The organism is Pseudomonas sp. SB113 (assembly GCF_040754745.1).
GTDB classification, from domain to species: domain Bacteria; phylum Pseudomonadota; class Gammaproteobacteria; order Pseudomonadales; family Pseudomonadaceae; genus Aquipseudomonas; species Aquipseudomonas grimontii.
The window spans coordinates 143,818-170,326 of the sequence record NZ_JBFMHW010000011.1 but is presented as its reverse complement, the minus strand read 5'-3'; the positions used below and the strand labels follow the sequence as shown (position 1 = coordinate 170,326).

Genomic DNA, 26,509 nt, shown 5'->3' with positions numbered 1-26,509 from the left:
CGGTCAGTGAGTGTCCAGCCGCAAGGTGCTGACATGCTTGAGCGGCATGTAGGTCAGCACCACGGTGGTATCGGTGAGTTTGTCGAGCCGGTAGTGCGCGTCGAGCATCTTGCCGGGCACGATGCGACCGGGTACCGCGCAGCGGTTGCACAGCGTGTACTGGCTGCCATTGCCGCGCAGTACGACGATTTTCGCTTGGTTCTCGTAGCGCCACTGCGCGCTCACGGTGAAGGGCAGCGGGGGTGGCTTGGGCGCTGAGGTGTCGACCGGTATGGGCGGTGGTGCAGGTGTCCAGGTCTGGGCGGGGAACAGGTCGACGGCTTCAGCCACCGCCGCCGGGGGGGCGGCGACCGGTGCCGAGGGCGCTTGCACAGGCCGGGCGATCACTGGCACCGGGGAGTGCGTGGGACTGTCCGCAGTGTCCTGCCAGAACAGCCAGCCGCAGCCGATCAAGGTCAGCAGCAACAGCACGCGCAAATACAGTGGCAACCTCATTCCACCACCCCCAGCACACTCACCTTGAGGTTAATGTTCAACATGCCGCTGGTGATTTCCTTGCGCTCCAGGGTCAGGCGTTCGATGCGCACGGCTGGCTCATTGGCGACGTCGACCAGGGCATCGCGCAGCAAGATGTAGGGGCCGCTGAGGGGAATGTCCACGTCCAGGCGTTGCAGCCCGGTGTCGCCGGGGGCGGAGTAGGCGAGGGTGGTCTGTTCGATGATAAAACCGTGTTGAGTAAGGACGCCCAGCAGCTTTTCCAGGCGTGGAGCAAAGTCCTCTGCACTGGGCAGGCGCTCGACCACGGTCGGTTCGGTCACCTGCACATCCTCGGGTTGCTCGGCGATCCCGGCCTCCAGTTCCTGGCGCCGTTGACTGTCGGCAATGCCTGCCGGGTGAATCACTGTGACTTCGATCAGCAACGTTGTCGCCATCAGCCCCAATGCCAGCAGCCCCCAAAAGCCCAGGCGTTGCTGCCATTGCATCAGGTGCCAGCGCAGGCGCGGGAGATGGCGAGTCAGTACGTCCATGGGCGACTACCCTGCGCCAACGGCGAGTTTGACCTGCACCGGGTGTTGCGGGTCATTGGTCTTGCGTGCGCTTTGCTGCAGGTTCACGTGCACCCCTGGCTGGGCCTCGAGCCGTTCGACAAATCGAAAGGCATCGCCCAGCACCTTGGCCTCCAGTTCCAGGTGAATCAGTTGGGCCTGGGTGTTGATCTCCACGCGCGTCAGCGCAACTTCCCCGGCCCAGGCCTGGGCCACGGCGTCCATCAGCGCGAAGGGGGTGTCCCGTTGTCGGGAAAAGGCTGCCAGTTGTTGTTTCTGCTGGGGTGACAAGCGAATCGCGGCCTGGATCAATTGCTCCTGGCGACGTGTCAGTTGGATGAAGCGTTGCTCCAGTACGTCGGTCTGATGTTGCTGATGCTCCATGCGCTGCCAGTGTTGCCAGGTGACGAAGGCAAGCCCTGCGGCGACCAGCCACAACGTGCTCACCAGCGGCCGGGAGAGGGCGTCGGGATGAAGGAAGTCGACGCCGGGCGCATGTCGCTGTTGCCAGGCAGCGGCGAGGCGTGATTTCAGGCGAGCAATCATGCCGGCGGTTCTCCCAACCAGGGATGCAGCGGCCCCAGCCAATGTTCAGTGGGGTGATTGGCGACGACCCAGGTGGCCGCCGCGTGCCGCTGCGCGAGCAGGTCGGCGGCGAACAGGTTGTCGCTCAAGTGGCTGTCGGGCGGGGTTTGCAGCACGCACACTTGATGAGCCACACCCTGCTGCCGGTAAAGGCAGCTAAGACCGCACCGCTCGGGCACCGCCAGCACGCAGTCGTCGCTCAATTGTTGCCAGTACCGTTGTGCCACGGCCGTCAGCAGTGGCGTGCATGTCACCAGCGGCAGGTGGTGCTGTTTGAATAGCTCTCGCAGGTCCTGCAGCAAGTCCCGTGACGTCGCTACCGCAAGGCGTTCATGTCCAAAGGCGCTGTTGGCGACTTGCACGTGCCATTGTTCGGGGTCGATGCCCGCCTGTTGGCTGAAGGTCGCTTCGGCAAAACCTTGCCAGTCGGCCTGGCTGTACAAACCCGTTTGCCACGCCAACATCAGGTAGTGCACATGGGGAAAGCCCAGCAGCACCGTGGCGCGGTCCAGAAACCCCACGCGACCGCGCGGCGCCTGTTCCAGCAGTTCGGCACAGGCGCCCAATGGCTCGCCGGCCTGTTGCGCACGCCAGACGGTTGCGTCACGCCAGCGCGGTCGTGCGGCCCATTCGGCGCCCTCGCTGTGCAGCCACACCACATGCTCAATAAAGGGAAATGACACGGTGGATCTCCTTGAGCGTGGTGTCGCCCTGGGCGGCATGGGCCAGGGCGATATCGCGGATAAACACGTGGCCGGCTTCACGGGCCAGTTCGCGCAGGGTGGAGGCCGAACTGCGGTTGAGCAGGCCCTCCTTGATGCTGTCGGTCAGCGTCAGCACTTCGGCCAGGGCGAGCCGGCCGCGATAACCGGTGTGGCGGCAGGCTTCGCAGCCTTTGCCTACGCGGTAGTGGCCCTGTTGGCGCTGGGCATCGGAGAGTTGGGCGAGGTGGGCGATGTCGGGGTCGGGCTCGGCATCTACCCCGCAGTCCGGGCAGATGCGCCGCACCAGGCGCTGGGCGACGACGCCGTTAAGGGCTTCGACAAAGCTGGCCGGGTCAACGTCCATATAGGTAAAGCGCTCGAGCACACTGAACGCGCTGTTGGCGTGCACCGACGACAGCACCAGGTGCCCGGTCAACGCGGCTTGCACCGCAATGCCGGCCGTTTCACCGTCGCGGATTTCCCCCACCAGGATGGTGTCCGGGTCGTGGCGCAGGATTGAGCGCAGGCCACGGGCGAAGGTCAGGCCCTTCTTGTCGTTCACCGGGATTTGCAGGACCCCGGGCAGTTCGTATTCCACCGGGTCTTCGATGGTGATGATTTTTTTCTCGCCGGTATTGGTCTCCGACAGGGCGGCATACAGCGTGGTGGATTTGCCGCTGCCGGTGGGGCCGGTCACCAGCAACATGCCATAGGGTTCGCTGGCCAACACACGGATGCGCGCGATGGTATCGGCGTTCAAACCCAGGGTTTCCAGGCTCAGGGATTCGCCGCGCTGGGATTTGTCGAGAATCCGCAGCACCGCGTCTTCACCGTGGATGCTGGGCATGATCGACACACGAAAGTCCACCTCGCGAGCCTGGATTTTCATCTTGAAACGCCCGTCCTGGGGGACCCGTCGCTCGCCGATGTCCAACTCCGACAACACCTTGATCCGCGACAGCGCCTGCTCGGCCATGTCCATCCCGCTGGCCTGGCCCATCTGCTGCAACACGCCGTCGATGCGGTACTTGATCACCAGGCCCTGGGGCGTGGTTTCCACATGGACATCGCTGGCGCGGCTTTGCAGGGCATCGAACAGCATGGAGTTGACCAGGCGCACCACCGGGTTGTCGTCGCGGGCGATGCTGCTCAGGGAAATTTCCTGGGCGACCTGGCCGACGCGGGCATTTTCGTCGTCCTCGCCGAAAGGTTGCATCACCCGTTGGCTGGCTTCGGCCAGGGTCAACTGGGCCTTGACCGCGCCGGGCAGGCTCATGGCCAGGGGCAGTTGGCGCAAGGTCTTGGAGGACTGCAGCCAGTGCCGGCTGGCCAAGGTGAAAGGGTCTCCCAGTACCAGGCACGGCTGGCCGTGGTTATCCACAGGCAGCACGTTATGGATCAGCGCCTGGGGCAGTGGCAGCAGATCGAAACGCCAGTCTTCACCGAGGTTTTCCGGGGCGATGGCGAGCAGGCCCAAGGGCTGGGCGATCGTGGGTAATTGGTCGGGCGCCTTGTCCAGCACCTCCAACAGGTAGTTGGACAAGCTCATGCCCCGTTGTGCCGCAAGCGCTTGCCATTGCCGTGTCTGTTCGCTCATCGCGCTACCCCTGGATGGAACCTGCCAGTTCGAAAATCGGCATGTACAGCATGAATACGATCAAGCCGATCAGCCCGCCTACCACCAGCATCAACAGCGGCTCGAAGACCTTGCTGAACAGTTCGATGGCGCGCTCCAGCGCTTCATCGTGAAACTGCGCGATGCGCTCGCACATGGCCGCTAACTCACCGCTTTGCTCGCCCACACGCAGCAGGCGTTCGGCGACAGCGGTGGTCAATTGATGGCGGGCGAGGGCGGTGGACAGTGGCTGACCGGCCTGGATATCGGTTATGGCTCGGCGCAGATCGTTTTGGCGCTCCACGGGCAGCAACGCACCGGACAGCTGCACCGCGGTCACCACCGGCATGCCGCCCATCAACAACATGCCGGCCGTGCGGTAAAAGCGCGCGAGGATAAACAGCGTGCGCTGGGCGCCCAGGCTGGGGATCTTCCAGAACAGATGGGCGATGCGGCGCTTGAAAGCGGCGCTGCGCAACAACAGCACCAGTACGGCAATCGCCAGCACCAGGCCGATCAGCAACTCCATGCCACGCGCGTCCACCAGCGCGCCCCACCACACCATGAAGCGTGCGGTGGCCGGCAGGTCGGTGACTGCGTCGAACACCGAGGCGAAGCGCGGAATCACGAAAAACAGCAGGAACAGCAGGATCAACGCGCCAACGCTGAGCACCACCAAGGGGTACATCAGGGCGCCGCTGACGCGCTTTTTCACGGTTTCCAGATGCGTTTCAAAATGATGATAACGGCGCAGGGCCACGGCCAATTGGCCGCTGTGTTCCGAGGACGCCACGGTGGCAATCAACAGTGAAGGAAAGGTCTGCGGCTTGAGCTGCATCGCCTTGGACAGTGAATGGCCTTCGTACATAGACGCGAGCAGATCGCTCATGACCTGGCGGTTGATACCTGCGGGAGCCTTGTCGCGCAGGGTTTCCACCGCTTCCACCAGCACCAGGCCGGCGTCGAGCAGCACCACCAGTTCCTGGATGAACAGGCCCAGTGCGAACGTGCTGCGGCGACGGGGCAGTGTGAGTGGGCGGCGGGCTTTCAGCGAGATGACCTGGGCGCCGTCGGCCTGCAGTTGCTGGCGCGCCTGGGCGACGTCGAGGGCTCGCAGGCGCAGGGTCTGTAAATGGCCGTCGCGGATGATGCGGGCGTCGATGTCGATCATGGTGTTTGCCTGGCCAGTTGCTGGCGCTGCTGCAACAACGCACCGTAGTAACGCCACACTGCCAGGGCGTAGCGTGAGCGCCGTGTTTCCCGGTCTGGCTTGGCCCCGGCGTTATAAGCGCCCACGGCCTGCCAGCCATAACCCTGTTCGCGGATAAAGCCGGCGAGAATCCACGCACCCACCATGACGCTGGTGCAGGGCTGGGTGATCAAGTGCTGTTCGGTGATGCCGAACCGGGCCAGTGCGGGCAAGTGGCGGCTGTTGATTTGCATCAGGCCGATGTCCTGGCTGCCATCGCTGTTGAGGTTACGGGCGCGGGGGTCGAGGCCGGATTCGACCTTGGCAATGGCATACAGCAACAGCGGGTCGACATGATAGCGACTGGCTGCCAACTGCCAGCAGTCGGCCTGGGCGATGCCCGTGAAGAACAGCAAGGCGAGGGCCATCCGCAGCGGCTGCATGGTCGGTCACAGCCCGTACACGATGTCGGCGTAGGTATTCTCTCCGCCGGCCTTGCCATCGCGGCCCAGGGAGATGATTTCTGCGTCGTTGGGCGGTGTGCCGGGGTTCTTGAAAAGGTAAGGGTTGCCCCAAGGGTCTGGTGGTAATGACTTGAGGTACGGCCCCTGCCAATTGCCGGCATTGGCGGGACGTGTCGTGAGTGCATTCAGGCCGAGTGTTTCGTCGGGGTAGTTGCCGCTGTCCAGGCGGTACTGGTTCAGGGCATCGGCCAGGGATTTCATTTGGCCCTGGGCGGTTTGCACCTTGGCCAGCTCCAGGCGATCGAACATCTTCGGGCCGACATAGCCGGCGAGCAGGGCAATGATCAGCAGGACGACCAGCAGCTCCAGCAGCGTGAAGCCACGGTATGGGGCGTGGGTAAATGAATGTGCGCGCATGGAGATACCCTGTTGGGAGTGCCAAGGTACGGCGGTTGTGTATAACTCTCCCGGCCCGTTGTTAAGCGGGCACCGCCGGTAGGACTGCGTTAGAACCTTTTCAATTCAAGTACATCTTCAACTGTAGCGTTGCTCGATATAAGGCGCCGTGAGGCGCCCTATAACGTTTGGCTCTTGGGGTTATCGAGTTCGTGCATATGCCCTAGGGCTCATTGCACCTCTTCCCAGGCCTGGTCCCACGCGGTGCCGGTCCCCGGTGCATAGGCCCATGCCGCGCCGGCGCACCAGGCGGTGAACGGATGCGGTTTGCAGCGGTAGTTCTTGCCGCGGTTGCTCACGGTGTCCCCGGCTTTATACGGCGTGCCCTCCTTGTAGGCCGGATACTCTTCACCGCCGCTGTCCGGCACCACCGTGAAGTCAAACTCCGCTTGGTCGGTTTTGCCATTTTGCTGGTCGCGAACATTCAAGCGTGCCTTCAAGGGTGTGGGCTGAGTGACCTTGTAGGCTCGGCCGCTGGCGGTATTACCGTTTTGTGGGCCCTCAAGTCCGGGGATACTCCATTGAAAGAGCAGGTGTCCATTGGCTCCAGTTGATCGCGCGCCACTGAATGTAAAGGCTTGCCCCGAGTTCAAGGAGGTAGGGCCGGTGATACGGGCAACCGGTGGCGCGGGGTTCACCGGGGTTTCGCCGCCGGCGATGATCGCCATGGCTTTGGAGTAACCATTGACCGATACGAATACCGAATTGGCTTGGGGGTCCGTTGTATTGAACACAATGTTGTTGCCGTCTTTCTCCCCGATTTTGGCGATGCCAGGAGGGATCTGATCCGCCAGTTGCTTGCCCCAGATGTTTGGGGCCAGGTTGTTCGCGGTGATCGGCAGGGTGATGTCCACCACTTCCTTGGCCGCCGGTGAGTTATCGAGGATGCGGAAGTGGACCGAGTCACCCGCTTTGAGGGTGTCCATGATCGAGTCGATGAATTGGCCAAGATTGACCCACTGCTCCGGAATCCCGGCACCGATGAGGTTGATGTCGCTGCAGTTATAGAACCCTTCACCCGCTGGATCGATACGCTGCCACTGCACGAACAGCGTGGCTTTGCCCGTTTGCGTCGAAGGAATCGGCACTGGGAACTTGAAGTACCCGGAAGCGCCGGAAATGATGGGAGGATCGTTGCCCCAGTTGGTTTGTGCGACGCTGAACTGCTCGGAATGGATGAGTGTCAGGTCGTTCCAGGTCAACGGCGACTTGGTCGGGTCAAAACCCGGTTTTGTGAGAAAGACCTTCACAAAACTGGGAACGTGCGGGGCAGTCCCGATGATGCGCACGTCCATCATGCCGTTGGAGGGTGTTACGTCAGTACGGTGCCAGTCATCCGAGACAATGTTCAGGCCATCCTTCTTACTGTCGGCCGCCGAGCACAGTTGGCCGTCGGGCACTTCTCTTTTGACGATCTCCGGATCGTTGTAACCAGGTGCCTTGATCAAATGCGCGACTTCATTCCATTGCTGGCCTGGGTACTGTCCACTTTTTGCAGACAAGGCCGCGCAGCCGTTATCGCTGGGGCTCCCTGACCAGAAATCCGGGAGCGTCTTGCAATAGACCTGCCGTGCGATGGGCTTGTCCACTGCACCGTGGGCCATGACCAGCGTCGGTGCCAACAACACCGCCGCCAACAACCATTTCGTTAAACGCTGTAAGTTACTCATGCTTGATCCACCTTAATTCAGATAAACAAGTTCCGAACGGCTGGAACGATCAGTGTGTCGAGTGTGTGAGCGTCATCGGGTCAGTTGATCTCCCATGGGAGTGACGCGGGTTGCAGGGTTGTTCTGCCCAGGGCCAAACAGAAACACCCACCCTTGATAACTGCCTTGTCCTGTAAAGCTCTGATTGATGACTGAAAAGTTGCCTTGTTTGAATGGCGTGCCCTTGGCCGTGCTGAACACGCCCATGATGGTTTCGCCGGGCCCGGCTACCATGCCCCACTCGGCGCTGCCGGTCAGCGGGTCTGCATAGGCACGGCGCAGGTAGCGCTTGACGGTCGGTTGGCGACGGTCGAGCTCCAGGTCTGCGAGGGACTTGGGGTAGGTGTTGCCGGCGGCGTAGTACAAGCCGATTGCCCGGCGGATTTGATTGCCCCGCGCCAGCAGTTCCAACTCGCGTTCGCGCTGCAGCACGCTGGACCACAGGGTGCCGACTTCCATCAACATCACGGCCACCACGGCCACCGTCACCAACATGCCCATGAACACCGAACCCTGCTGGGGGCGTTTACCAGTCGGCATAGGCACTCCCGTTCGTATCGGTGCCGGAAGCGCCGCTGCGTACGTCGCCCAGGCCTTGTTCGTCGGAAGGTTGCAGTTGCCAGGTGTCGCGCTGGCCGGTCAGTGGGTCCACGGGGATTTCGCGCAGGTAGCGGCGGTCGACCAAGGCTTGCAGGGACTCGGGATTGGTGCCGTGGTCTTCGCGGTATTGGTCCAGGGCCTGGCGAATGGAGGACAGGTTATGGCGCAGCACGGTTTCCTGGGCCTTGGCGTGCTGGCGAAAGTATTGGGGGGTGACCAGCGTCATGAGCGTGGCAATGATGGCCATGACCACCAGCAACTCGATCAGGGTGAAACCCCGATTACCACTGGCTGTATAACGTTCCATTCAAACTCTCCCGGGTGCTTCGGGATGAAACGTCAAATACATCTTCTCCCTCTTGTGGATTATCCGCAGTGCTTTTGTAGCTGCGCAGCTGCCAGGTCTCTGCGGGCGCACGTTCAGGGCACTCGCACACGGGATCGCGGGGAATGCGGCGTAGGAAATAGAGTTTGTTGCCCTGAAGGTTGGTCTTGTCCGTCACCCCCTCGACCAATACATGCAGGGAGGGGGGATAACCGCTGTCAGTGATGCTCTTTTCAATGCGGCCATCGTCACTGGCGTCTTTGTAGGCATCGATCGCACGCCGGATTTCCCGCAACGAACGTTGCAGGTCCAGTTCTCGATCACGTTTACCCATCAATGCTGTCAGCGGATAAGCCACTGTCGCAAGCGTGGCCAGCAGGGCCAGCGTCAGTAGCAATTCAATCAGCGTAAAACCTTTGGCGCAGTGATGGCTGGGCTTGCCCTGCCATATCACCGTTCTACCTCCCGATCAGGCTGCCAAGGACTTCCGCGTTAACCCAGGCCATGGAATTGACTGCAAGGGTGAGTGTAGATGCAGAGTGTTTTTTGTACAGGCTGCGTGGTTACCCACAAACACTGTGAGCGCAGCTGTGGATAAGGTGTTCGTGGGTGTCCACAAGGCCCGTGAATCAACGCCTGCAAGTCGCTGTATGAAAATTGATCAAGCTAAGTCACGGTTTTTTGGTACTTTTTTATGTGGATAAGCTTGAAGCAACGGTTGGACTTGCCCCCAAAGTCTGTTGGCGCTTCTGTGGATAAGATGTTTGCTATCCGCTACAAGCCTTATAAATAAAGGCTTTCAATCGCTTGGTTGTTTATTGATCAAATTGCCCCTGAAACCGAATAATGCGGCTGAAACCCTCGGTTTATGAAGGTTTGGCACGGTTTTCCACAGCGTCGCAGAAGTTGCCCCCAAAGTCTGTTGGCGGTTCTGTGGATAAGGTGTTTGCGTACCGCTACAGGTCATGAATTACGTGGCCTGTAAGGTTTTGATCAATAAATGATCAATGCGTCGCGGGAACCGTCAACTTGAATAAGTCACGGATTTTCTTCAATTAATTTTGATTGGATAGCAGAGTTGCCCACAATTGCTGTGGGTGGCTTTGTGGATAAGTTGTTGGGTAAAGGCTGGAGGGCAGGCTGCGAGGGGTCTACAGCAGATTTGATTAAGTTTTGATCAGTAGAGAGGGTGGGAGTAGATACCGTGTTATCCAACACCGCGCAAATCCGTAGCAGCTGACGAGCCCCGGCGAGGCTGCGTCAGCGGTGAGTCAGGCAGGCCGCAAACGCAGTCTCGCCGGGGCTCGACAGCTGCTACGCAATAAGTGGCTTCAATTACTCGTGGGCGGCCACACCCTTGAGGTAAGGCGCCGGCGCTGCACCGAGGTTGTTCAACATGCGCTCGCTGTACCAGTCCACAAAGTTCACCACGCCGAACTCATAGGTCTTGGAGTACGGCCCTGGCTGGTAAGCGGTGGAGTTGATGCCGCGCTGGTTTTCTTCGGCCAGGCGACGGTCCTGGTCGTTGGTGGCGTCCCACACCTGGCGCATGCGCTCCACGTCGTAGTCCACGCCTTCCACGGCGTCCTTGTGCACCAGCCACTTGGTGGTGACCATGGTTTCCTGGGCGCTGATCGGCCACACCGTGAACACGATGATGTGGTCGCCCATGCAGTGGTTCCACGAGTGCGGCAGGTGCAGGATGCGCATCGAGCCCAGGTCCGGGTTCTTGATGCGGCCCATGAGTTTTTTGCAGCCCTGCTTGCCGTCCAGGGTCATCGACACGGTGCCCTTGAGCAGCGGCATGCGCACGATACGGTTACGCAGGCCGAAGCTGGCGTGGGCGTAAGGGATCTTCTCGGCGTCCCAGGCGGCAGCGGAAGCGGCCACGTGGTCCTTGAAGGCCTGGTCGGCGCGTGGGTCGGTGACGTCGTCCCACTCCAGCAGGGTTTTCAACAACTCGGGGTGCGATGCGTTGCAGTGGTAGCACTCGCGGTTGTTTTCCAGCACCAGTTTCCAGTTGGCTTTTTCCATCAAGGTGGTTTGCACCGCCACCTTGGTGTTCTCCATGTCGTACGGTTCCATGTAGTGGGTCAGCGTCGACAGGAAATCATCGATGGCCGGCGGGTTCTCGGCCAGGCTGATGAAGATGTAGCCGCCGGCGGTCTTCACGTTCACCGGTTTGAGGCCGTACTGCTTCATGTCGAAGTCGGCGCCCATCTCGGTGCCGGCAAACAGCAGGCGCCCGTCCAGCTCGTAGGTCCACTGGTGGTAGTGGCACACCAGTTTGGCGACCTTGCCCTTGTCGCTGGTGCACAGGCGCGAACCCCGGTGGCGACACACGTTATGGAACGCATGCACCACGCCTTCGGCGCCACGGATCACGATGATCGGGTTCTTGCCCACTTGCAGGGTCAGGTAGTTGCCCTTGGTGGGGATTTCGCAGGTCATGCCGGCGATCAACCACTCTTTCTGGAAGATCTCCTGCATGTCGATATCAAACAGCCGCTCGTCAGAGTAAAACGGCTGCGGCAGCGAAAAGGTGCGCTCGCGCTCTTGCAGCATTTGCGCGGTGGCCTTGCGTGCGGGTTCCAGCGGATCGCCCAAGCTTAAGGTTGCGGTGACGTCCATCGTGTGTGTCCTCATGGCCATTCTGTGTGGCCGGCGAATAGTGGCTACGGTTGTTGCAGTGCAAGGCGTAAAGAAAGCGTCGTTGTTGGGAGCGAGTGTGGGGCTGCTGATGCACGGAACCTTATCCATGAGCGACATGGCCCACTCTGTTCCCGACGCGCAACCCCCGTGGTATGGGGGCTGGTCGCGATAAGTATGTGAATGTCGCAGATAGGTAAATGGGCGGTTCTCGCGTTACGCAGAATCGCCACCATAAGGCCGACTATCGGCGGTGGAGAACAGCATGTCCAACAGCTTCCTGAATCCGGTAACCACCCAGACCTGGGCCAATGGTCGGCACATCGTCCGTTGCGTCAAAGTCATCCAGGAAACCTGGGACGTGCGCACCTTCTGCTTTATGGCCGACCAGCCGATCCTGTTCTTTTTCAAGCCGGGGCAGTTCGTCACCCTGGAGCTGGAAATCGACGGTCAGCCGATCATGCGCTCGTACACCATTTCCAGTTCGCCGTCGGTGCCCTACAGCTTCTCGGTGACCATTAAGCGCGTGCCGGGCGGCAAGGTGTCCAACTGGCTGCACGACACACTGCATGAAGGGCAGGAGTTGGCGGTGCACGGGCCGGTCGGGCTGTTCAACGCCATCGACTTCCCGAGCCCGAAAGTGTTGTACCTCAGCGGCGGCGTCGGTATTACGCCGGTGATGTCCATGGCCCGCTGGTTCTACGACACCAATGCCAACGTCGACATGACGTTTATCCACAGCGCCCGTTCGCCCAAAGACATCATCTACCACCGCGAGCTGGAGCATATGGCGTCGCGGATCGACAACTTCAGCCTGCACCTGATCTGCGAGAAGCACGGCCTGGGTGAGCCTTGGGCGGGTTATCGCGGCTACTTGAATCACAAGATGCTCGAACTGATGGTGCCCGACTTCCTTGAGCGTGAAGTGTTCTGCTGCGGCCCTACGCCGTATATGAATGCGGTGAAGCGCCTGCTGGAGGCGGCCGGTTTCGACATGGCGCGGTACCACGAGGAATCCTTCGGGGCCACGCCACCGGAAGCCCGCGCCGATGCGGTGGAGCAGGCCGAACAGGCCGCCGATGCACCGGAAATCGACCTGGCGGATTTGCATCAGGTGGAGTTCCTTGCCTCCGGCAAGAGCATTCGCGTCGCGCCGGGCGAGACCGTCCACGCGGCGGCGGCCAAGCTTGGGCTGATGATCCCGAAAGCCTGCGGCATGGGCATTTGCGGAACGTGCAAGGTGATGAAGCTGGGCGGGGAGGTGGAGATGGAGCACAACGGCGGGATCACCGAGGAAGACGAAGCCGAAGGCTATATCCTCTCGTGCTGCAGTGTGCCGAAGGGTGATGTGCGCATCGATTTCTGATTGCTCAAGCAGGCACAACACAATCCAAATGTGGGAGGGGGCTTGCCCCCTCCCACATTTGTTTTATGTACATCAGTGAGTCATTGTCAGGCACCCATGACTTCGCGGATATCTGCTGCCAATTCCCGCACGCGCTCTTCGTCGGTATCCCACGCGCACATGAACCGCGCGCCGCCTTTGCCGATGAAGGTGTAGAAGCGCCAGCCCTTGGCCGTCAGCGCGGCAATCGCCGGTTCCGACAGTTGCAGGAACACGCCGTTGGCTTGCACCGGGAACATCAGCTCCACTCCCGGAATGTCCGCCACCAGGCTGCTGAGCAATTGTGCGCAGTGGTTGGCGTGGCGCGCATGTTTGAGCCAGGCGTCGTTTTCCAGCAGGCCTACCCACGGGGCGGACAGGAAGCGCATCTTCGAGGCCAGTTGGCCGGCCTGTTTGCAGCGGTAGTCGAAGTCTTCGGCCAGCGCGCGGTTGAAGAACAGGATTGCTTCACCCACGGCCATGCCGTTCTTGGTGCCGCCAAAGCACAGTACGTCCACCCCGGCTTTCCAGGTCAGGTCCGCCGGTGAGCAGCCGAGGAATGCGCAGGCGTTGGAGAAGCGTGCGCCGTCCATGTGCAGGTTCAGGCCCAGTTCCTTGCAGGTGACGCTGATCGCCCGGATTTCTTCCGGGGTGTAGACGCTGCCGACTTCGGTGGCTTGAGTCAGGGTCACTACGCGGGGTTTGGGGTAATGAATGTCTTGGCGCTTGAGGGCGATCTCGCGGATCGATTCCGGGGTCAGCTTGCCGTTCTCGGTCCGGGCGGTGAGCAGCTTGGAGCCGTTGGAGAAAAACTCCGGCGCGCCGCATTCGTCGGTCTCGACGTGGGCGGTTTCCGAGCAAATCACGCTATGGTAGCTCTGGCACAAGGAGGACAGCGCCAGGGAGTTGGCGGCCGTACCGTTGAAGGCGAAGAACACTTCGCAGTCGGTTTCGAACAGGTTGCGGAAACCGTCGGCGGCGCGGTGGGTCCATTCATCATCACCGTAGGCGCGTTGATGACCCTGGTTGGCTTGTTCCATGGCGGCCCAGGCTTCCGGGCAAATGCCCGAATAGTTGTCACTGGCGAATTGTTGGCTCTTGTCGGTCATGGCCCATTCCTGTGGTCGATGTTGGTGCGCACTTTAACCAAGATTGTCGGGCGTGCGCACGCACTGTAAATGCAAAGTCACTGGGGAATTATGCACGGTTCTGAAACGATGGCTGTCGGACGCGTCCGTGATGGCGCTTTGGATTTGCTCAAGTGGCTGGCGCTGCTGAGCATGGTGCTCGACCACCTGCGCTATGTCGGTCTGAACCTCGATGGCCTGTATGTGCCGGGGCGCCTGGCGTTCCCGTGGTTTTGCCTGGCGATTGCGGCGAATCTGCACCGGGCCCGAAACCTACCGGTGAGCGGCCAGTGGCGTTACCTGGGCTGGCTGTTGCTGTTCAGTGTGATCAGCGAAGTGCCGTATCGGCTGTTTATCGAGGATGCCGATACGTTGAACGTGCTGCCCACCTTGGCGCTGGGTCTGCTGGTTGCCCGAGGTTGGCAGCAGAAGGCGTTTATTGATCGAGGATTGGCGTTGATCGCCGTCACGATAGCGGCTTTGTTTTCATCCCACTTAATGTTCGGTTTCTTTGGTGTATTGCTGCCATTGGCGATGCTGCTGGTGTTTCGTCGGCCTTGGTATTTCAGTGTGTTGCCGGGATTGGTCTGCGTGGCCGCCAATCAATGGCAAATCCTGCTCAATAGCGGCACGCCGGTGGCGCTGTTGGGGTTGGCGACCTGCCTGATTGCGCCATTGCTCGGTAGGGTCTTGTTGCGACATGCAAAAAGCGCTGGGCCACCAGCCATGCGCCGCTGGGCGTATGCCCTGTATCCCATGCACTTCCTCCTGCTGCTACTCCTGCGCCACATCATCGCCTAACCCCTCCCACATTTATTCGGTGTTGTTCCGGCAATGTCGTAAACGCACCTTTGCGTGGCGTCCGTAGGCATTTGACCTGCCTGCGCCGGCCCTACCATCGCATCAAAGGGCCCTGCACGGGCCTCAACAATACGAAAGGCTGGGAGAGACGCGATGTTCAGCAAACAAGACCAGATCCAGGGATATGACGACGCACTGCTGGCGGCCATGAATGCCGAGGAGCAGCGTCAGGAAGATCATATCGAGCTGATCGCGTCGGAGAACTACACCAGCAAGCGCGTGATGGAAGCCCAGGGCAGCGGCCTCACCAATAAATACGCCGAAGGCTACCCGGGCAAGCGCTACTACGGTGGCTGCGAGCACGTGGACAAGGTCGAGGCCCTGGCCATCGAGCGCGCCAAGCAGCTGTTCGGCGCCGACTACGCCAACGTGCAACCGCACTCCGGTTCCTCCGCCAACAGCGCGGTGTACCTGGCACTGTTGAACGCCGGCGACACCATCCTCGGCATGAGCCTGGCCCACGGCGGTCACCTGACCCACGGCGCCAAAGTGTCGTCCTCGGGCAAGCTGTACAACGCGGTGCAATACGGCATCAACACCGACACCGGCCTGATCGACTATGACGAAGTCGAGCGTCTGGCCGTGGAGCACAAGCCGAAGATGGTCGTGGCCGGCTTCTCCGCGTACTCCAAGACCCTGGATTTCCCACGCTTTCGCGCGATCGCCGACAAGGTCGGTGCGCTGCTGTTTGTCGACATGGCCCACGTCGCCGGCCTGGTCGCCGCTGGCCTGTACCCGAACCCTCTGCCGTACGCCGACGTGGTCACCACCACTACCCATAAGACCCTGCGTGGTCCACGTGGCGGCTTGATCCTGGCCAAGGCCAACGAAGAGATTGAAAAGAAACTCAACGCAGCCGTATTCCCTGGCGCCCAGGGCGGCCCGCTGATGCATGTGATCGCTGGCAAGGCCGTGTGCTTCAAGGAAGCTCAGGAGCCAGGCTTCAAGGCCTACCAGCAACAAGTGATCGACAACGCCCAGGCCATGGCCAGCGTGTTTATCAAACGCGGCTACGATGTAGTGTCCGGCGGCACCGATAACCACCTGTTCCTGGTCAGCCTGATCCGTCAGGGCCTCACCGGCAAAGAAGCGGATGCCGCCCTCGGTCGCGCCCACATCACCGTCAACAAGAACGCCGTGCCGAATGACCCGCAGTCGCCGTTCGTGACCTCGGGCCTGCGTATCGGCACCCCGGCGGTGACCACGCGCGGTTTCAAAGTGCCGCAGTGCATCGAGCTGGCCGGTTGGATCTGCGACATCCTCGACAACCTCGGCGACGCCGATGTCGAGGCCAACGTGGCCAAGCACGTGTCTGCCCTGTGCGCTGATTTCCCGGTTTATCGCTGAGCGCGGTTTTGGAGTAATGACTATGCAACGCTACTCGGGCTTCGGCCTTTTCAAGCACTCACTCAGCCACCACGAAAACTGGCAGAAGATGTGGCGCACGCCGACCCCCAAGAAGGTCTACGACGTGGTCATCGTCGGCGGCGGCGGGCATGGTCTGGCAACCGCCTATTACCTGGCCAAGGAGCACGGCATCACCAACGTGGCCGTGGTCGAGAAAGGCTGGCTGGGCGGCGGTAACACCGCGCGCAACACCACCATCGTGCGCTCCAACTACCTCTGGGACGAGTCGGCGCACCTGTACGAGCACGCGATGAAACTGTGGGAAGGCCTGTCCCAGGACCTCAACTACAACGTGATGTTCTCCCAGCGTGGCGTCTACAACCTGTGCCACACCCTGCAAGACATTCGTGACTCCGAGCGTCGCGTCAGCGCCAACCGCCTCAACGGCGTGGACGGCGAGTTGCTGAATGCCAAGCAAGTGGCCGACGAGATTCCGTACCTGGATTGCTCGAAAAACACCCGCTACCCGGTCCTCGGCGCCACCGTGCAACGGCGCGGCGGCGTGGCCCGTCACGATGCCGTAGCCTGGGGCTTTGCCCGTGCCGCCGACGCACTCGGCGTGGACTTGATCCAGCAGACCGAAGTGATTGGTTTCCGCAAGGAAAACGGCGTGTGCATCGGTGTGGAAACCAACAAGGGCTTTATCGGCGCCAAGCGCGTCGGTGTGGTGACGGCGGGTAACTCCGGTCACATGGCTTCGCTCGCCGGTTTCCGCCTGCCGATCGAATCCCACCCGCTGCAAGCGTTGGTGTCGGAGCCGATCAAGCCGATTATCGACAGCGTGATCATGTCTAACGCCGTGCACGGCTACATCAGCCAGTCCGACAAGGGCGACCTGGTGATCGGCGCCGGTATCGACGGCTACAACGGCTATGGCCAGCGCGGCTCGTACCCGGTGATCGAACACACCATCCAGGCCATCGTCGAGATGTTCCCGGTGCTGTCGCGGGTGCGCATGAACCGTCAGTGGGGCGGCATCGTCGACACCACGCCGGACGCCTGCCCGATCATCTCCAAGACCCCGGTGCCGAACATGTTCTTCAACTGCGGTTGGGGTACCGGTGGCTTCAAGGCCACGCCGGGCTCAGGCAACGTGTTTGCTGCCAGCCTGGCCAAGGGTGAAATGCACCCGTTGGCGGCACCTTTCTCCATCGACCGTTTCCACAACGGTGCGTTGATCGACGAACACGGCGCTGCGGCCGTCGCCCACTAACAGGAGAAATTCCCTATGTTGCATATCTTCTGTCCTCACTGTGGCGAACTGCGCTCCGAAGAGGAATTCCACGCGTCCGGCCAAGCGCACATCCCGCGCCCGCTGGACCCGAATGCCTGCACCGACGAGCAGTGGGGCGACTACATGTTCTTCCGCGACAACCCGCGCGGCCTGCACCACGAATTGTGGATTCACGCCGCCGGTTGCCGCCAGTATTTCAACGCCACGCGCGACACCGTGACCTACGAAATTCTTGAAACCTACAAGATTGGCACCAAGCCGCAATTCACCGCCAAGGCTTCTGGAGAGAAGGTATGAGCCAGATCAATCGCCTGTCCAACGGTGGCCGCATCGACCGTAACAAAGTCCTGACCTTCAGCTTCAACGGCCAGAGCTACAAAGGCTTCGAAGGCGACACCCTGGCCGCTGCATTGCTGGCCAACGGTGTCGACATCATCGGCCGCAGCTTCAAGTACTCGCGCCCACGCGGCATCTTTGCTGCCGGCGCCGAAGAGCCGAACGCGGTGCTGCAGATCGGCGCCACCGAAGCCACCCAGATTCCCAACGTGCGCGCCACTCAACAGGCGTTGTACCAAGGCTTGGTCGCCACCAGCACCAACGGCTGGCCGAGCGTCAACAACGACATGATGGGCATTCTCGGCAAGGTCGGCGGCAAGCTGATGCCGCCGGGTTTCTACTACAAAACCTTCATGTACCCGCAATCGTTCTGGATGACCTACGAGAAGTACATCCGCAAGGCCGCAGGCCTGGGTCGCTCGCCGACCGAGAACGACCCGGACACCTACGACAACTTCAACCGTCACTGCGACGTGTTGGTAGTGGGCGCAGGCCCTGCCGGCCTCGCTGCCGCACTGGCCGCAGCACGCAGCGGTGCGCGCGTGATCATCGCCGATGAACAGGAAGAGTTTGGCGGCTCCTTGCTCGACTCCCGTGAAAGCCTCGACGGCAAGCCGGCTACTGAATGGGTCGCCAGCGTCATCGCCGAACTCAAAGCGCTGCCGGACGTGGTGCTGCTGCCCCGCGCCACCGTCAACGGCTACCACGACCATAACTTCCTGACCATTCACGAGCGCCTCACCGATCACCTGGGTGACCGTGCGCCGATTGGCGTGGTGCGCCAGCGTATCCACCGCGTGCGTGCCCAGCGTGTGGTCCTGGCGACCGGTGCTTGCGAGCGTCCGCTGGTGTACGGCAACAACGACGTGCCGGGCAATATGCTCGCGGGTGCGGTGTCCACCTACGTGCGCCGCTACGGTGTGGCACCGGGCAAGAAACTGGTGCTGTCGACCAACAACGACCACGCCTACCGCGTGGCACTGGACTGGCTCGACGCCGGCCTGCAAGTCGTGGCGGTGGCCGATGTGCGCCACAACCCACGCGGTGCATTGGTTGAAGAAGCCCGCGCCAAAGGTATTCGTATCCTCACCGGCAGCGCGGTGATCGAGGCTCGTGGCACCAAGCGCGTGACCGCTGCGCGTATCGCCGCGATTGACGTCAAGGCGCATAAAGTCACCAGCCCTGGCGAGTGGCTGGACTGCGACCTGGTGGCCAGTTCCGGCGGCTACAGCCCGGTGGTCCACTTGGCCTCGCACCTGGGCGGCAAGCCGACCTGGCGCGAAGACATCCTCGGTTTTGTACCGGGCGAAGCACCGCAGAAACGTGTGTGCGTCGGCGGCATCAACGGTGTCTACGGCCTCGGCGATTCCCTGGCGGATGGTTTTGAAGGCGGCGTACGCGCGGCCAGCGAAGCCGGTTTTGCCCCGGTGGAAGGTACGCTGCCAAAAGCCTTGAGCCGTCTGGAAGAGCCGACCCTGGCGCTGTTCCAAGTGCCTCACGAGAAAGCTACCGCACGGGCGCCGAAGCAATTTGTCGACCTGCAAAACGACGTCACCGCCGCCGCCATCGAGCTCGCCACCCGCGAAGGTTTCGAGTCGGTTGAACACGTCAAACGCTACACCGCGCTGGGCTTCGGCACCGACCAGGGCAAGCTCGGTAACGTCAACGGCCTGGCAATTGCCGCGCGCTCGCTGAACGTGACCATCCCGCAGATGGGCACCACCATGTTCCGTCCCAACTACACGCCGGTGACCTTCGGCGCGGTAGCGGGCCGGCACTGTGGGCACATCTTCGAGCCGGTGCGCTACACCGCGCTGCAAGCCTGGCACGTTAAAAACGGTGCCGAGTTTGAAGACGTCGGCCAGTGGAAACGTCCGTGGTACTTCCCGCGCAACGGTGAAGACCTGCACGCTGCGGTGAAACGCGAATGCCTGGCCGTGCGCGACAGCGTCGGCCTGCTGGATGCGTCCACCCTCGGCAAGATCGACATCCAGGGCCCGGATGCGCGTGAGTTCCTCAACCGCATCTACACCAACGCCTGGACCAAGCTCGACGTGGGCAAGGCGCGCTACGGCCTGATGTGCAAGGAAGACGGCATGGTCTTCGACGACGGCGTCACCGCCTGTCTCGCCGACAACCACTTCCTGATGACCACCACCACCGGCGGCGCCGCGCGCGTGCTGCAGTGGCTGGAAATCTATCAACAGACCGAATGGCCGGACCTCAAGGTGTACTTCACCTCGGTCACCGATCATTGGGCGACCATGACCCTGTCCGGCCCCAACAGCCGCAAGCTGCTGGCCGAAGTCACCGACATCGACCTGGACAAGGACGGCTTCCCGTTCATGACCTGGAAAGAAGGCCTGGTGGGCGGCGTACCGGCGCGGGTGTTCCGTATCTCGTTTACCGGTGAGCTGTCGTACGAAGTCAACGTGCAGGCCGACTACGCCATGGGCGTGCTCGAACAGATCGTCGCGGCTGGCAAGAAGTACAACCTGACCCCGTACGGCACCGAGACCATGCACGTACTGCGGGCCGAGAAGGGCTTCATCATCGTCGGCCAGGACACCGACGGCTCGATGACCCCGGACGACCTGAACATGGGCTGGTGCGTAGGCCGCACCAAACCGTTCTCGTGGATCGGCTGGCGCGGCATGAACCGGGAAGACTGCGTGCGCGAAGAACGCAAGCAGCTGGTGGGCTTGAAGCCGATCGACCCGACCGTGTGGCTGCCGGAAGGCGCGCAACTGGTGTTCGATCCGAAGCAGACGATCCCGATGAAGATGGTCGGCCATGTCACCTCGAGCTACGCGCATAACTCGCTGGGCTATTCGTTTGCCATGGGCGTGGTCAAGGGCGGCTTGAAGCGCATCGGCGAACGGGTGTTCTCGCCCCAGGCCGATGGCAGCGTGATCGAAGCGGAGATTGTGTCTTCGGTGTTCTTTGATCCTAAGGGTGATCGGCAGAACATCTGATAGACCGCGGCGCGGCCATCGGGAGCAAGCCCCCTCCCACATTTTGATGTGTGAATACCTTCAAATGTGGGAGGGGGCTTGCTCCCGATGAGGCCAGAACAGTCACCACAGAATTCAAACAGGTGCTTTATGACAGCAGCCAATGTTTACCAACAACGCCCCACCACCGGCGCCAAGGCCGAGTCCTCGCTGCACCACGCCGACCTCGCCAGCCTGGTCGGCAAGGGCCGCAAGAACGCCGGTGTGACCGTGCGTGAAAAGAAACTCCTCGGCCACCTGACCCTTCGTGGCGATGGCCACGATGCAGCGTTTGCCGCTGGCGTCCACAAGGCGCTGGGCATCGAATTGCCCGGCGCCCTGCAGGTCATCGTCAAAGGCGAAACCAGCCTGCAATGGCTCGGCCCGGATGAGTGGTTGCTGATCGTGCCAAGCGGTGAGGAATTCGCCGCCGAACAAAACCTGCGCGCCGCGCTGGGGGACCTGCATATCCAGGTCGTCAACGTCAGCGGCGGCCAGCAGATCCTTGAGCTGAGCGGCCCGAATGTGCGCGACGTGCTGATGAAGTCCACCAGCTATGACGTGCACCCCAACAACTTCCCGGTGGGCAAGGCGGTGGGCACGGTGTTCGCTAAGTCGCAACTGGTGATCCGCCACACCGCTGAAGACACCTGGGAGCTGGTGATTCGTCGCAGCTTCTCGGATTACTGGTGGTTGTGGTTGCAGGACGCCTCGGCCGAATTTGGCCTGAGCGTTCAAGCCTGATCGAGTGGGCGCTTTTGTGGCGAGGGGGCTTGCCCCCCGTTGGAGCGCGCAGCGGTCCCAATAAGGTCAGCGCATTTTTTCTGCAATAACCGAGTGGCGGGTTTTGGAGCTGCTTCGCAGCTCAACGGGGGACAAGCCCCCTCGCCACAAGGGCCTGAGGATTCCAGTATGAGCCGCGCACCCGATACATGGATTTTGACCGCCGACTGCCCCAGCGTGCTCGGCACGGTGGACGCGGTTACCCGCTACCTGTTCGAACAGGGCTGCTACGTCACCGAGCACCACTCGTTCGATGACCGCCTCTCGGGCCGGTTTTTTATTCGCGTGGAATTCCGTCAGCCGGACGGCTTCGACGAGCAGGCTTTTCGCGATGGCCTGGCCACGCGCGGTGAAGCCTTTGGCATGATCTTCGAACTGACGGCGCCGAACTACCGGCCAAAAGTGGTGATCATGGTCTCCAAGGCCGATCACTGCCTCAACGACCTGCTGTACCGCCAGCGTATCGGTCAGCTGTCGATGGACGTGGTCGCAGTGGTGTCCAACCATCCCGATCTCAAACCTTTGGCCGACTGGCATCAAATTCCCTACTACCATTTCCCCCTCGACCCTAACGACAAACCGTCCCAGGAGCGTCAGGTGTGGCAAGTGATTGAAGAGACCGGCGCCGAACTGGTGATCCTTGCGCGCTACATGCAAGTGCTGTCGCCGGAGCTGTGTCGCAAGCTGGACGGCAAGGCCATCAATATCCACCACTCGTTGCTGCCGGGGTTCAAGGGCGCCAAGCCGTATCACCAGGCGTACAACAAGGGGGTGAAATTGGTCGGCGCCACGGCGCATTACATCAATAACGACCTGGACGAAGGCCCGATCATCGCCCAAGGTGTGGAGGTGGTGGATCACAGTCACTATCCCGAGGATTTGATTGCCAAGGGGCGGGACATCGAAGGGCTGACATTGGCTCGGGCGGTGGGGTATCACATCGAAAGACGTGTGTTCTTGAACGCTAACAGGACGGTCGTTCTTTAGTGGCAAGTTGCAAGCTTCAAGCCGCAAGAAAAAGCGGTACTGCACACTTCTTGCGGCTTGTAGCTTGCCGCTTGAAGCTCACTCCACTCTCTCAACAACGATAAATATAGAGGTGACTGACATGTCTGGTAATCGTGGTGTCGTGTATCTCGGCAACGGCAAGGTCGAAGTACAGAAAATCGACTATCCCAAAATGCAGGACCCCCGTGGCAGGAAGATTGAGCACGGCGTCATCCTGCGCGTGGTCTCCACCAACATCTGCGGCTCCGACCAACACATGGTGCGCGGCCGCACTACCGCCCAGACCGGCCTGGTGCTCGGTCACGAGATCACCGGTGAAGTGATCGAGAAGGGCAGCGACGTCGAAAACCTGAAGATCGGCGATCTGGTCTCGGTACCGTTCAACGTCGCCTGCGGCCGCTGCCGCTCCTGCAAGGAACAACACACCGGCGTGTGCCTCACCGTCAACCCGGCCCGTGCCGGCGGCGCCTACGGCTATGTCGACATGGGTGACTGGACCGGCGGCCAGGCCGAGTACGTGCTGGTGCCGTACGCCGACTTCAACCTGCTGAAACTGCCGGACCGTGACAAGGCCATGGAGAAAATCCGTGACCTGACCTGCCTCTCCGACATTCTCCCCACCGGCTACCACGGCGCCGTCACTGCCGGCGTTGGCCCTGGCAGCACCGTCTACATCGCCGGTGCCGGTCCTGTCGGCCTGGCGGCGGCTGCGTCTGCACGCCTGCTCGGCGCTGCGGTGGTGATCATCGGCGACGTCAACCCGATCCGTCTGGCTCACGCCAAGGCCCAAGGTTTCGAAATTGCCGACCTGTCCACCGACACCCCCCTGCACGAACAAATCGCCGCGTTGCTCGGCGAGCCCGAAGTGGACAGCGCCGTTGACTGCGTGGGCTTCGAAGCACGCGGCCACGGTCACGACGGCGTCAAGGCCGAAGCCCCGGCTACGGTGCTCAACTCACTGATGGGCGTGGTGCGTGTGGCGGGCAAGATCGGTATCCCCGGCCTGTACGTCACCGAAGATCCAGGTGCTGTGGATGCCGCCGCGAAAATGGGCAGCCTGAGCATTCGCTTCGGCCTGGGCTGGGCCAAGTCCCACAGCTTCCACACTGGGCAAACGCCAGTGATGAAGTACAACCGCCAACTGATGCAGGCGATCATGTGGGACCGTATCAACATTGCCGATATCGTCGGTGTGCAGGTGATCAGCCTGGACGATGCACCGCGTGGGTATGGCGAGTTCGATGCGGGCGTGCCGAAGAAGTTTGTGATTGATCCGCATAAGTTGTTCAGTGCGGCGTAGGTGATAGATAAGGGCGACTTAGAGTCGCCCTTGTTTTATAGAGATCAGGCTTTTATTAACAGCCAACTGATAAACATCGTCAGTGCTGATAGATGGGTAATGAGTGAGGGTATAACCATCCAGCATCTGAGGCGTCTTGGGATCTTTTCAACATCCTCCGTGAGTATCAGGTTTCTCCATTGAAATAATTTTGGCAGAAGAATAACCGTGGCCACGACATATAGGCGCACGTGTCTACCCTCAAAGGGCAAACGGCGCAGAGTATGTCGAGTCCCCACGATGTATGTGCTGGATTGCAGATAATGTTCTGCTGCATCGAGCTTATCGAACATGACATAAAAGTTGAGTGGGAGGCTGAGTAGCATGATGGCTCCTGACAACATACCGATAAATATCGGATCCATTTAGCCTCCCCAGGTTTTGTAGAGAAAGGTGCCAGCTTCTTTACCTACGTCGCTTGCGGCGGAGCCTAGGGCAAACCCTCCAGCAGCGCCTCCTACGATTGCGCAGGCCAGGGCTCCGGCGCCCGCTGTAGGTATGCCAAAAACAAGCATGCAGGCACCGATCCCGATAGCCGCGCCAATGTTTCCTCCTGCGTATGCACCGCCAACGGCAAACACCAATTTACCTCCTTCAACATACTTCGCTTGCGTACATTCTTGCTCACGCCCGGTGGAGCAAGCCTCCGCTATCTCCAGCGCAGTCGCTCCAATATCCAGAGCGATCCCGATATAGGTGCCTTTTTTCAACATCTCCGAGGCCCTGGCTACTCGCTTGACCGTCTCTTCATACCCCCGAATCTCCCCATGATGCCAATAGCTCTTACTGGAAATCCCCAGCATTTTTTTAATCGAGCCTTCGTTTTTCAAGCCCGTCCCCAACCGCGCCAACCCTGAAAGTTGACCATCCAGCTTCGCAAACAATGTCCTGCGCTTAGCCAGAAACTCATTCCTCGCACTTGCGGTACCAGTCCTCAGGTACTGCTTATGCAACTCATCGATTTCCTTGAGCGTCTCTTCAATCTGCGTCAGGTGCTTGCTCCAGGCACTGGTCACGCTGCCGATCCCTAGGGAGGCATGGGACATGATGGCCTGTAACTGATCGTAGTTTTTGATCAGGAATTGATCCGTGGCGGAATGTGTGAACAAAGCATGTTTGATGTTGGCGGCCGATTGCATCAAGCGAGCCTCTTCAGCGGTACAGGCAGCTGTTCGGCTGTCTCCGATAATGACTAACTGACCAGGCAGCACGACAGTGTTGCGAATGTGCTGGTTGAGGATGTCGAACTTGGTTTGGGTAGTTGGGTTGAGCGAAAGGCTCAGTTTGAGCAACGGATAAGGCTGCGGCCGTTCATTGATAAATGCATAGGCTCCCTGCATCGCTTACACCTCCAAGGCTGTGGCGCACGACTATAAGAAGGCGCTACAAGCGAGGTAAGACGCATGCAGGGGCGGTTTTAACGTTTCGGAAATGGACTACTTAAGTCCAGGCACGTGCCTACGATTGCAACCGGCGGCTAATCACATCCAGCAAATCACAGCCATCACGCAACGGAATGGCGCAGAGCAGGGCGAAGTCTTGAAGGACGATGTTGTCGGTGTCCAGGCCTTCGCGAAAAGCGAGGTTTTCCATGACTTGGGTGACGGCGCGGATGCGGTAGAGCGCAGCGTCGTGGAGCACGTCCAGCGGGACTTGGGTGTCGATGAGCAGGGAGGGGATGGTGCTGTCGTGGCCGGTGAGGGGCATGTATCGGTTCATGTTTTAGCCTTCATTTCAGAGAGTGTGGCTACCACTCACACGTCGCCAAACGAATGGGTGGCAGCTGTACGCAGGTTGGCGAACCGGTGAAATAAAGCAAAGCCGGCAGACCCGAAGGTCTCCCGCGCACAGCCGCCATAGAGCAGCTTTACGCGTACAAAAAAACCTGCAAAGGAGCAGGTGCTTTTTGCATGCATTATTTCAATCGGGTCGCCAAACCCGTGTCGCCATGTGGACGACCGCCGAACTATAAGCGCCATCCTCCGCCATGAGCAAGCCGTCCAGCCGATGAAGATCAAATGTGGGAGGGGGCTTGCTCCCGATGACGGTGGGTCAGTTACACATAGGCTGCCTGACACACTGCTATCGGGAGCAAGCCCCCTCCCACATGGGTTTTGACGCTGTCAGCGACTAGCCAGCGCGCCTTGATAGACCGTCGGCCCTGTCGGCTGCCGGGTCACCGAGCCGCCCTTGCTCTCCGAACTCACCATCAACTCCACCGGCTGGCTGATGCTCGCCTGCTGCCTTGGGCTCAAGCCAATGATGCCTTCGCCATCCTCCGGTATCAGTCCAAGTGACACGGGCTTGCCGCCTTCGGGAATCGCCCACAGTTCCAGGCTCTGGTCCGGGGCGGGGGCGGTGATGGCGATGGGTTGCACTTCCAGGTAATCCTTGTGCGCCATGATCTGCGCCGCCGGCTGTTGGGTGGTGGTGATCAGGGTGGCGGCGGACTTGACGTTGTCCTGGGTGTAAAACGCGCCGCCGAGGCCGGCGACAATGGCTATGCAGGCGCCGATAAACAGGCGTGGACGGCTCCAGAAGGGTGGCGTTGGGTCAATCACGGGTGGGCGGGTCGCGCTCATGGAATTGTTCCTGACAAGTTTTGGAGTCATTTCATTGACTCTGAGCCTGCCATTGGGTTCCTGGGACGCCCTGGAACAATGTGCCGGATGCCCAGTCAAACGCCTGCGTTCAC

Annotated in this window: 26 protein-coding genes; 9 read left to right on the top strand and 17 right to left on the bottom strand. The window is 60.7% G+C overall.

Features of this window, described 5'->3' with window-relative positions; translation table 11 throughout:
- Positions 1-3 precede the first annotated feature (3 nt).
- The 13 genes from AB1462_RS16765 to gbcA form a co-directional block, all read right to left on the bottom strand.
- Positions 4-495: a hypothetical protein gene (locus AB1462_RS16765; protein ID WP_259193944.1), complete on the bottom strand. Its 492-nt coding sequence runs from the start codon at positions 493-495 to the stop codon at positions 4-6.
- The gene (locus AB1462_RS16760) at positions 492-1,028 is read right to left on the bottom strand and encodes a hypothetical protein (protein WP_090401734.1); all 537 of its coding nucleotides are present in this window, start codon (positions 1,026-1,028) and stop codon (positions 492-494) included. Before AB1462_RS16760 ends, AB1462_RS16765 begins: the two co-directional genes overlap by 4 nt.
- Positions 1,029-1,034: 6 nt before the next feature.
- Positions 1,035-1,592 carry a hypothetical protein gene (locus tag AB1462_RS16755; protein ID WP_090401735.1) on the bottom strand — a complete coding sequence of 186 codons (558 nt, stop codon included), beginning with the start codon at positions 1,590-1,592 and terminating at the stop codon, positions 1,035-1,037.
- Positions 1,589-2,314 (bottom strand): hypothetical protein, encoded by a 726-nt coding sequence (locus AB1462_RS16750; protein WP_367247382.1) that lies wholly within the window; start codon positions 2,312-2,314, stop codon positions 1,589-1,591. Before AB1462_RS16750 ends, AB1462_RS16755 begins: the two co-directional genes overlap by 4 nt.
- Complete coding sequence (locus AB1462_RS16745; RefSeq protein ID WP_090401737.1) at positions 2,295-3,932, bottom strand: GspE/PulE family protein; 1,638 nt, start codon at positions 3,930-3,932, stop codon at positions 2,295-2,297. Before AB1462_RS16745 ends, AB1462_RS16750 begins: the two co-directional genes overlap by 20 nt.
- A gap of 4 nt (positions 3,933-3,936) precedes the next feature.
- Positions 3,937-5,121: a type II secretion system F family protein gene (locus AB1462_RS16740; protein WP_367247380.1), complete on the bottom strand. Its 1,185-nt coding sequence runs from the start codon at positions 5,119-5,121 to the stop codon at positions 3,937-3,939.
- Positions 5,118-5,582, bottom strand: coding sequence for a transglycosylase SLT domain-containing protein (locus AB1462_RS16735; protein ID WP_090401739.1), 465 nt, complete (start codon positions 5,580-5,582; stop codon positions 5,118-5,120). Before AB1462_RS16735 ends, AB1462_RS16740 begins: the two co-directional genes overlap by 4 nt.
- 6 nt (positions 5,583-5,588) lie before the next feature.
- Positions 5,589-6,020, bottom strand: coding sequence for a type II secretion system major pseudopilin GspG (gene gspG, locus AB1462_RS16730; RefSeq protein WP_090401740.1), 432 nt, complete (start codon positions 6,018-6,020; stop codon positions 5,589-5,591).
- A 209-nt stretch (positions 6,021-6,229) separates the two neighbouring features.
- Positions 6,230-7,729 (bottom strand): lytic polysaccharide monooxygenase, encoded by a 1,500-nt coding sequence (locus AB1462_RS16725; RefSeq protein ID WP_315335246.1) that lies wholly within the window; start codon positions 7,727-7,729, stop codon positions 6,230-6,232.
- A gap of 72 nt (positions 7,730-7,801) precedes the next feature.
- Positions 7,802-8,308, bottom strand: a complete 507-nt coding sequence (locus AB1462_RS16720) for a type II secretion system protein (protein WP_186731534.1) — start codon at positions 8,306-8,308, stop codon at positions 7,802-7,804.
- Entirely contained in the window at positions 8,295-8,675 is a 381-nt protein-coding gene (locus tag AB1462_RS16715) for a type II secretion system protein (protein ID WP_090401742.1), read from the bottom strand. The genes AB1462_RS16720 and AB1462_RS16715 overlap by 14 nt, the downstream gene beginning before the upstream one ends.
- The gene (locus AB1462_RS16710; RefSeq protein WP_090409862.1) at positions 8,650-9,144 is read right to left on the bottom strand and encodes a prepilin-type N-terminal cleavage/methylation domain-containing protein; all 495 of its coding nucleotides are present in this window, start codon (positions 9,142-9,144) and stop codon (positions 8,650-8,652) included. The genes AB1462_RS16715 and AB1462_RS16710 overlap by 26 nt, the downstream gene beginning before the upstream one ends.
- Before the next feature lie 884 nt (positions 9,145-10,028).
- Positions 10,029-11,324 carry a glycine-betaine demethylase subunit GbcA gene (gbcA, locus tag AB1462_RS16705; protein WP_090401743.1) on the bottom strand — a complete coding sequence of 432 codons (1,296 nt, stop codon included), beginning with the start codon at positions 11,322-11,324 and terminating at the stop codon, positions 10,029-10,031.
- Positions 11,325-11,607: 283 nt separating this feature from the next.
- On the opposite strand from gbcA, the gene gbcB reads away from it, so the two are divergent.
- A complete protein-coding gene (gene gbcB / locus AB1462_RS16700; protein WP_090401745.1) occupies positions 11,608-12,708 on the top strand; it encodes a glycine-betaine demethylase subunit GbcB in 1,101 nt (366 codons plus the stop codon).
- Between the two features lie 86 nt (positions 12,709-12,794).
- On the opposite strand, the gene AB1462_RS16695 is transcribed toward gbcB, so the two are convergent.
- Entirely contained in the window at positions 12,795-13,835 is a 1,041-nt protein-coding gene (locus tag AB1462_RS16695) for a low specificity L-threonine aldolase (RefSeq protein WP_167656264.1), read from the bottom strand.
- Between the two features lie 90 nt (positions 13,836-13,925).
- Between AB1462_RS16695 and AB1462_RS16690 the strand changes: the two genes are divergently transcribed.
- From AB1462_RS16690 to fdhA, 8 genes are all read left to right on the top strand, one after another.
- Positions 13,926-14,654, top strand: coding sequence for a TraX family protein (locus AB1462_RS16690; RefSeq protein WP_315335244.1), 729 nt, complete (start codon positions 13,926-13,928; stop codon positions 14,652-14,654).
- Positions 14,655-14,807: 153 nt separating this feature from the next.
- A complete protein-coding gene (glyA, locus tag AB1462_RS16685; protein WP_090401748.1) occupies positions 14,808-16,061 on the top strand; it encodes a serine hydroxymethyltransferase in 1,254 nt (417 codons plus the stop codon).
- A 22-nt stretch (positions 16,062-16,083) separates the two neighbouring features.
- Complete coding sequence (locus tag AB1462_RS16680; RefSeq protein WP_010207084.1) at positions 16,084-17,334, top strand: sarcosine oxidase subunit beta; 1,251 nt, start codon at positions 16,084-16,086, stop codon at positions 17,332-17,334.
- A 15-nt stretch (positions 17,335-17,349) separates the two neighbouring features.
- Complete coding sequence (locus AB1462_RS16675) at positions 17,350-17,652, top strand: sarcosine oxidase subunit delta (RefSeq protein WP_090401749.1); 303 nt, start codon at positions 17,350-17,352, stop codon at positions 17,650-17,652.
- Complete coding sequence (locus tag AB1462_RS16670) at positions 17,649-20,666, top strand: sarcosine oxidase subunit alpha (RefSeq protein WP_259193951.1); 3,018 nt, start codon at positions 17,649-17,651, stop codon at positions 20,664-20,666. The genes AB1462_RS16675 and AB1462_RS16670 overlap by 4 nt, the downstream gene beginning before the upstream one ends.
- Before the next feature lie 129 nt (positions 20,667-20,795).
- Complete coding sequence (locus AB1462_RS16665) at positions 20,796-21,428, top strand: sarcosine oxidase subunit gamma (RefSeq protein WP_090401751.1); 633 nt, start codon at positions 20,796-20,798, stop codon at positions 21,426-21,428.
- A 168-nt stretch (positions 21,429-21,596) separates the two neighbouring features.
- The gene (gene purU / locus AB1462_RS16660) at positions 21,597-22,454 is read left to right on the top strand and encodes a formyltetrahydrofolate deformylase (protein WP_032883972.1); all 858 of its coding nucleotides are present in this window, start codon (positions 21,597-21,599) and stop codon (positions 22,452-22,454) included.
- Positions 22,455-22,575: 121 nt separating this feature from the next.
- On the top strand, positions 22,576-23,775 hold the full coding sequence (fdhA, locus tag AB1462_RS16655; protein WP_090401752.1) for a formaldehyde dehydrogenase, glutathione-independent: 1,200 nt from the start codon (positions 22,576-22,578) through the stop codon (positions 23,773-23,775).
- Positions 23,776-24,179: 404 nt separating this feature from the next.
- On the opposite strand, the gene AB1462_RS16650 is transcribed toward fdhA, so the two are convergent.
- The 3 genes from AB1462_RS16650 to AB1462_RS16640 form a co-directional block, all read right to left on the bottom strand.
- Positions 24,180-25,154: a hypothetical protein gene (locus tag AB1462_RS16650; protein WP_090401754.1), complete on the bottom strand. Its 975-nt coding sequence runs from the start codon at positions 25,152-25,154 to the stop codon at positions 24,180-24,182.
- 118 nt (positions 25,155-25,272) lie between these two features.
- Positions 25,273-25,533 (bottom strand): hypothetical protein, encoded by a 261-nt coding sequence (locus tag AB1462_RS16645; RefSeq protein WP_259193953.1) that lies wholly within the window; start codon positions 25,531-25,533, stop codon positions 25,273-25,275.
- 404 nt (positions 25,534-25,937) lie between these two features.
- The gene (locus AB1462_RS16640; protein ID WP_259193954.1) at positions 25,938-26,396 is read right to left on the bottom strand and encodes an anti-sigma factor; all 459 of its coding nucleotides are present in this window, start codon (positions 26,394-26,396) and stop codon (positions 25,938-25,940) included.
- Positions 26,397-26,509 lie beyond the last annotated feature (113 nt).